Source organism: Luteitalea sp. (assembly GCF_022842525.1).
In the GTDB taxonomy this organism is placed as follows: Bacteria; Acidobacteriota; Vicinamibacteria; order Vicinamibacterales; family Vicinamibacteraceae; genus Luteitalea.
Map to the genome: position 1 here is coordinate 85,472 of NZ_JALHPM010000005.1, position 6,402 is coordinate 91,873.

6 protein-coding genes are annotated in these 6,402 nt (G+C 68.7%); 3 read left to right on the plus strand and 3 right to left on the minus strand.

The features are described from left to right. Positions 1-42: 42 nt before the first annotated feature. Positions 43-771 carry an alpha/beta hydrolase-fold protein gene (locus tag Q0C41_RS02300; RefSeq protein ID WP_291980830.1) on the plus strand — a complete coding sequence of 243 codons (729 nt, stop codon included), beginning with the start codon at positions 43-45 and terminating at the stop codon, positions 769-771. Between the two features lie 116 nt (positions 772-887). Here Q0C41_RS02300 and Q0C41_RS02305 read toward each other — a convergent pair whose 3' ends face one another. The 3 genes from Q0C41_RS02305 to Q0C41_RS02315 form a co-directional block, all read right to left on the minus strand. After that, a complete protein-coding gene (locus Q0C41_RS02305) occupies positions 888-2,246 on the minus strand; it encodes a circularly permuted type 2 ATP-grasp protein (RefSeq protein ID WP_291980831.1) in 1,359 nt (452 codons plus the stop codon). 198 nt (positions 2,247-2,444) lie between these two features. Further along, positions 2,445-3,410 carry a hypothetical protein gene (locus tag Q0C41_RS02310; protein WP_291980832.1) on the minus strand — a complete coding sequence of 322 codons (966 nt, stop codon included), beginning with the start codon at positions 3,408-3,410 and terminating at the stop codon, positions 2,445-2,447. 309 nt (positions 3,411-3,719) lie between these two features. After that, on the minus strand, positions 3,720-5,459 hold the full coding sequence (locus Q0C41_RS02315; protein WP_291980833.1) for an alpha/beta fold hydrolase: 1,740 nt from the start codon (positions 5,457-5,459) through the stop codon (positions 3,720-3,722). A gap of 130 nt (positions 5,460-5,589) precedes the next feature. On the opposite strand from Q0C41_RS02315, the gene Q0C41_RS02320 reads away from it, so the two are divergent. Beyond that, complete coding sequence (locus Q0C41_RS02320) at positions 5,590-5,880, plus strand: hypothetical protein (RefSeq protein ID WP_291980834.1); 291 nt, start codon at positions 5,590-5,592, stop codon at positions 5,878-5,880. 1 nt (position 5,881) lies between these two features. Further along, positions 5,882-6,376, plus strand: a complete 495-nt coding sequence (locus Q0C41_RS02325) for a PEP-CTERM sorting domain-containing protein (RefSeq protein ID WP_291980835.1) — start codon at positions 5,882-5,884, stop codon at positions 6,374-6,376. The last annotated feature ends 26 nt before the right edge of the window (positions 6,377-6,402 follow it).

Below are 6,402 nucleotides of genomic sequence, written 5' to 3' on the forward strand. Positions count from 1 at the left end.
CGCTGGACACGGCTGCGCCTTCCGGGGTCTCATGGTCCCCGCATGGAACGCCAGTACCACCAGTGGTTCTCGCCCCGCCTCGGCTTCGACATGGGGCTCGTCTCGTACGGCCACTACGGCACGCCGCTGCTCGCCTTTCCGACGAGCGGTGGCGACGAGTGGGAGATGGAGGGACAGCGGATGATCGCCACCCTCGCGCCGTACATCGAGCAGGGGCGGATCAAGGTCTATTCCGTGCGGTCGGTGTCGGCCGAGTCCTTCTACAACCGGGGCGCCCACCCGTTCCACCGCAGCTGGATGCAGAAGCAGTACGACGACTACATCCGCCGGGAGGTCGTGCCGTTCATCCACGACCACTGCAAGGGCCTGCCGCCCATCGCCGTCATGGGCGCGTCCCTCGGCGCGTACCACGCGGCCAACAGCGCCTTCAAGCACCCCGATACCTTCAAGTGGTGTTTCGCCCTGTCGGGTGTGTACGACATGCGTCGGTTCATGGACGGCATGTACGACAGCCACTTCTACTTCAACAACCCGATCGACTACCTCGGCGGCATCACCGACCCCTGGTTCTACCAGCAGATCGCCTCGTCGCACGTCCACCTGGCCACCGGCCATGGACCCTTCGAGCGTCCCGAAGAGACCTACCGCTTCGCCGAGGTCCTGCGTCGCCGCAGCATCCCGCACCACCTCGACGACTGGGGGCCCCAGGGCGGCCACGACTGGCCGTACTGGCACCACATGATGTGGGAGTACGTGGGCAGACTCCTGTGATTTGAAATGTGACATTCCAAATTCTCGGCGGCTCGCCCTCCGGCCTTCGCTCGCGCCGGGATCTCCGAGGGGCACGCGGCGGAGCCGCGGCCCTCTGGAATTTCAGATGTCACATTTCACATTGCCACCACACGGAACGCGGGCACCTGCCCGCCACCGCTCGTCACGTTCGCCAGGCCGGACGCACTGAGGCGGGTGAGGAACCCACAGACCTTGCCGCGGAACATGTAGGGCGCGCAGTCCACCAGCATGTTGCGGGTCGTCACCCGATGCGGGTCGACGTCGACCATCGGGAAGTCCTCGCGGCGCACCGGGATGCGCTCCTGCACAATCCACGTGCCCGCCGGCGCGGCCAGCGCGGTGGCGAGCGCGGCGTCCCACGCCGACGCCTCCGTCTCCCACCCGAGCGTGACGCCATGCCCACCGAAGTCGTCGGTGGGCTTCAGCACCAGCTGATCGCGCCGATCACGCACGAAGGCCGCGAGGTCGACGTCGGTGCCGCCACTCGTGCGCGTGCGCCGCTCGGCGACCACGCGTGTCCAGGGCACGTGGGCCCGGATGATGGCCTGCTCGTCGGCGCTGAACCGTGCGGCATGCGCCTCGTCGGTCAGCACGGCGAAGAACGACTTCTTGTGCGGGATCTTGCAGCGCAGCGTGTTGGCCATGCACGCGAGCCGATCGCGGTAGGCCTGCACGAGGACGCGGGTGTCATCGGGGCGCGCCACCAGGTCGTTGATCAGGGCGCGGCGATAGACGAGGTCGATGGCCTGCCCGCCGGCCACGAGGCGTCCGTTCACGATCGTCAGATCGCGCGGATCCGCCACCACCGTCGGCACGCCGCGGGCGCGGAAGTGCGCCGCGAGGATCTCGAACTCGCTCCACGTCGGCACCTCGCGGAAGTCCGTGATGACGATGGTCGGCGGCGACGCCGTGCCGCCCCAGTCGCGATAGCTCGCCAGCAGGGCGTCGAGCATCGCGTCCATCATCTGGTAGCCCTGCACGTCGAACTGCTCGCGGAAGCGCGCCATGATCGGCAGCGCCGCGAACACCTCCGCCAGCACCTCGGTGTAGCCGAAGCCTGCGGGCGACTCGGCGTTGTACTCGGCGAACATCAGCGAGTCGGGCAGGAGGAACGAGTCGAGCCGACTCGCCGTGCTGGCGTACCGATACCCCGGATCGATGGCGACCAGCGCCCGTTCGGCGTCCGACAGGCCGAAGTCCGCCAGCAGCGACGCATCGTCCATCGCGTCGCGGATGATGCGTTCGCCGACGCGCGCGACGACCTCGCACGCGGCCCGCTGGCGTGCTTCGTCCTCGACGGTCATGAACAGCGGCCGCAGGAACGGACAGCTCAGGCGCCCGCCGAACCTCAGCCGGGCCTCCTGCATGCGCTGCGCGTGCGCGGCCCACCAGGCCTCGGTGAACTCGCCCCCCTCGCCGAGGAGGGACGTCCAGGTCTGAATCGGATCGGGCATCGAGGGGCCAGCCATCTCCATCGAAGATCACTGACCGTCGACCTGAAGGTCGACGGCTACACCAGGGCCCGGAGGGCGCGTGTCCGGCGTTCGCACTCGATGCTGCTCGGTGTCACCCTGCAGCCGCGACATGTGGACGAGGGACGACGGCTCCGCCGGCGACTGTAGGCGTCGACCTTCAGGTCGACGCGCCCACGCTCAGGGCACGGGGCTCCCCACGAACCCCGACGCGGCGCCGAGGCCGAGCATCTGCTCCCACTTGGGGAACATGTTGCTCTGGTGGCCGTTCAGCGCCCGGTCGATGCAGAGCCGCGCCATCTTGTCGACGACCATGTCGAAGTAGAACGGCGTGATGCGGTCGCGCTCGAAGTCGGGCGCCGGGTTCAGGAAGTCGATCGCGTACGGCACGTCGTCTTCGATGCCGAACTCGATGGTGTTCATCTCGTAGCCCAGCGCTTCGTTGATGGTCTGGGCGTCCTTCACCACGCGGGCGCCGACCTCGGCCGACAAGTAGTCGTGCTGGATCAAATACTGACGCGCATGCGGGTCGTACACCACGGGGACGATGTCGTGCTTGCCGAAGGTGAAGCAGCGCACGTACTTGTCGAAGTGGATGAACTGCTGCAGCGTCATGCAGTACGGCGCCGTGCCGTCGTAGGCGGCCAGCAGTTCCTCGCGGGTGTGCACCTTGTAGACGTGCTTCCAGCCACCCCCCGAGAACGGCTTCAGGATCGCCGGGCGTCCCGTGTAGTCGAGCAGACCGTCCCAGTCGAGCGGGTAGCCCATGTTGCGCAGCGACGCCGGCTGGATGTCCACATCGTGCGGGTACGCCTTCTGCGGCAGCAGCACCGTGCGTGGAATGGCCACGCCCAGGCGCGCCATCAGCGCGTAGTTGAAGAACTTGTCGTCGGCCGTCCACCAGAACGGGTTGTTGATGACGTAGGTGCCGTTGAGCACCGCGAGCTTGAGGAAGCCGCGGTAGTACTCCACCTCGTGCGAGATGCGATCGACGATGACCTTGTAGCGCTGCGGCTCGTCCATCGGCGATCCACTCAGCGTCACGTACTCGCCGGTGATGCCATGCGGCCGGCCGAGCTCGTTCACCTTGTCGATGAACGCCGGAGGAAAGCTGTACTCACGACCGACCAGCAGCCCGATTTTCATGAAATCCTCTCCCGAGAAACGCGGCAGTCTACCATGCAGCGTACGCGATTCTGCGGCCGGGGTGGGCGCGGACGATCGGCGTCGGGAGTGGTGTGAGGAAGGCAGGCGTGTGGACGCCAGACGAAGAGTCCCAGCGGGCCGGCAACCCGGGGCCGGAGACGCAAGCGAACGGTCGGGCCCTCCCTCCCTTCCGTCTGCCGCGCGCCCGACCCCGGGATGCCGTCCACTGGACGACCCTTCTTTTCCACATAACGATGACGAGCGCCGAACCGAACACCCGCGCCACAAGATTTTCGATGCGACGCGGTGTCAGACCATCGCCGAGATCGTCGGACGCAGGCTCTCCGGATCCACTTCGAACGTCGGCCACACCTGCCCATCCGCAACGGTCACGTCCGAGGCCCTGACGAACCCCAATCCGGCGCCCGCCACCAGGTCGTGCACCGGGCGCGACACCACGACCGCCCCGCGCCGCGCCACACGCGCGACCTCGGCACTGCGCGCCACCGCCGGCCCCTCGACGCGCGGCCCGAACAGTCGCACCTCGCCGATGTCGAGGCCCACGCAGCACTCCCACTCGAGGCGCGCCGCCGTCTGCGCGATGGCCACGGCGCAGCGGATGGCCCGCACCGGGCCGTCGAACGCGGCCAGCACATCCTGATCGTCGACGTGGACGGTCGCGCCACGGTAGTGCTCGACGTGACGGGTGACGGCGGCCAGCAATCGTTCGCGCGCCGCGGCATCGGCGTCCGCGCCGTCCCGTGGCTCGATCCGCCCGGTCAGCACCGTCGCCAGCACGCGCGTGTCGTCGTCGCCCGGCCTGAAGCCCGTGAGGAAGCCCTCGATCTCGTCGAGCAGGCGGTCCTGCTCGCCGACGAACGGCAGATGGTCGTCGCCCGGCAGTTCGACCAGCCTGGCGCCCGGGATGCGGCTGGCCATGTAGCGGCTCTCCTCGACGCGCAGCGCCCGGTCGCCGACGCGATGCAGCAGCAGCGTCGGCACCCGGATGAGCGGCAGCACCTCGCGGACGTCGATGTCGGCGTTCATGCGCGTCAGCGCCAGGGCGGCGCCGGGGCTGGCGCCCATGCGCAGGTACGTGGCCCACCAGGTGCGGAACGCGGGGTCGTCCTTGCGCGACGGCGCGCGATCGTCGATGCCGATCGGTGTGCCCCAGTGGCGGCGAATCTCGTCGAGGAAGGCGTCGCGCTGCTCGCGGGTCGGCGCCCACGGGTAGTCGGGCGCATGCAGACGACGCGCGTACGACCCGATCATCACCAACCCGAGGGTCTTGTCCGGATAGGTGGCGGCAAACAGGCTGCACATGGGGCCGCCTTCCGACACGCCGAGCAGCGCGGCCCGCGTCGAGCCCACCGCGTCCATCACCGCCCGGACGTCGTCCATCCGCTGCTCGAGCGAGGGCAGCTCCGCCACGCGATCGGAGAGGCCCGTGCCGCGCTTGTCGAACAGGATGAGACGGGAGAACGACGCCAGCCGGGTCAGGAAGCGCGCGAACGACGGCTCTTCCCAGAAGTAGTCGAGGTGCGACACCCAGCCCATCACGAAGACGAGATCGATCGGTCCGTCCCCGACCACCTGATAGGCGATGCTCGTGTCGCCGCTCAGCGTGTACTGCGTGGTCGGTCGCGGTCGTCCGGCGCGGACCACGATGTCCGTGACGGGCGTCGACGTCGGCGTCGGCAAGGCCGGTGCCTCATCCACCTCGACCGTGACGGGTGCCACGAAGCGATACCCCCGACGAGGCACCGTCTCGATATAGGTGACGCCGGGGTCGGGGCCGCCGAGCAGGCGGCGCAGCGCCGAGATCTGCTGCGTGAGGTTGTTCTGCTCGACGAAGGTGCCGGCCCAGACCGTGTCGAGCAGGGCCTGCGTGGTCACGAGATGGCCGTGGCGTTCGACCAGCGCGCAGAGGGTCTCGAAGGCCCTGGGCGTCAGCGTGACGGGGGTGTCCCGCAGCAGCAGGCGATGTTCGGCCGGCATCAGCCGCCACGGGCCGAACCGGTAGACACGCGGGGTGGGCGGCACGGGCATCACGAGATCACGGACCCTTCACCGAACTTTCAGAGGCCCCTAACGCCTGGCGGGGGCGTCGCCTCCTACCGTACGCATGGCAGTCCGGTCACGTCCAGACCGATCGCATTCGTCTCCAGGGAGTCCCGTCATGATGCCTTACTCACGTCACCTCCGTGCCACATCGAACCCCATCCGTGCCGTCACGCGCCTCGCGCGCACCGTGGTGTGGACCGTACTCGCCGTCTCCATCTCGTCGGGGGCGAGCGCTGCGCCCCTGACCTTCACGGACAGCGGCGCGCTGGCCGCCGACATCCAGGACACGGTGGATGCCTTCCGCACCACCCTCGGGGCGCTCAACGCCAATCTGCTTCCCCCCCGACTTCTTCAACGTCAACTCGCCGAGGGGATCGGTGTACTCGACGCCCGGGAGCGGCTTTGAGGTGAGCGCCACTCTCGCGTCGGGTCAGCCGCTCGAGTTCGACAACCTCGAACCGGGCATCAGCGCCGACTTCACGCCGTTCAGCCCCCAGCGCCTGTTCACCGCCGTCGGCAGCACCATCACCGACGTGCACTTCTTCGTCCCGGGTACGACCGCACCGGCGTTCGTCACCGGCTTCGGCGCCGTCTTCACCGGCGTCGCGGTGGCCAACACCACGTTCATCCAGTTGTTCGACCGGCAGGACGATCTGATCGCCTCGGTGTACGCGCCGGCCGCCGGCGCCGGGTCGCTGTCGTTTGCCGGCTTCTTCGACACGGACCCGCGCATCGGTCGGGTCCGCATCACCTCGGGCGAGGTGCCACTCGGCAGCCGCCTGCCCGGCGACCGGGTCGCCATGGACGACTTCATCTACGCCGAGCCCGTCCCCGAGCCCGCGACTCTGACGCTGGTGGGCGCGGCCGTGGCCGCGGTGGTGGCGCGCCGGCGCCGCCACTGAGTGCACCTCCTCCCCGCTGCGATCGG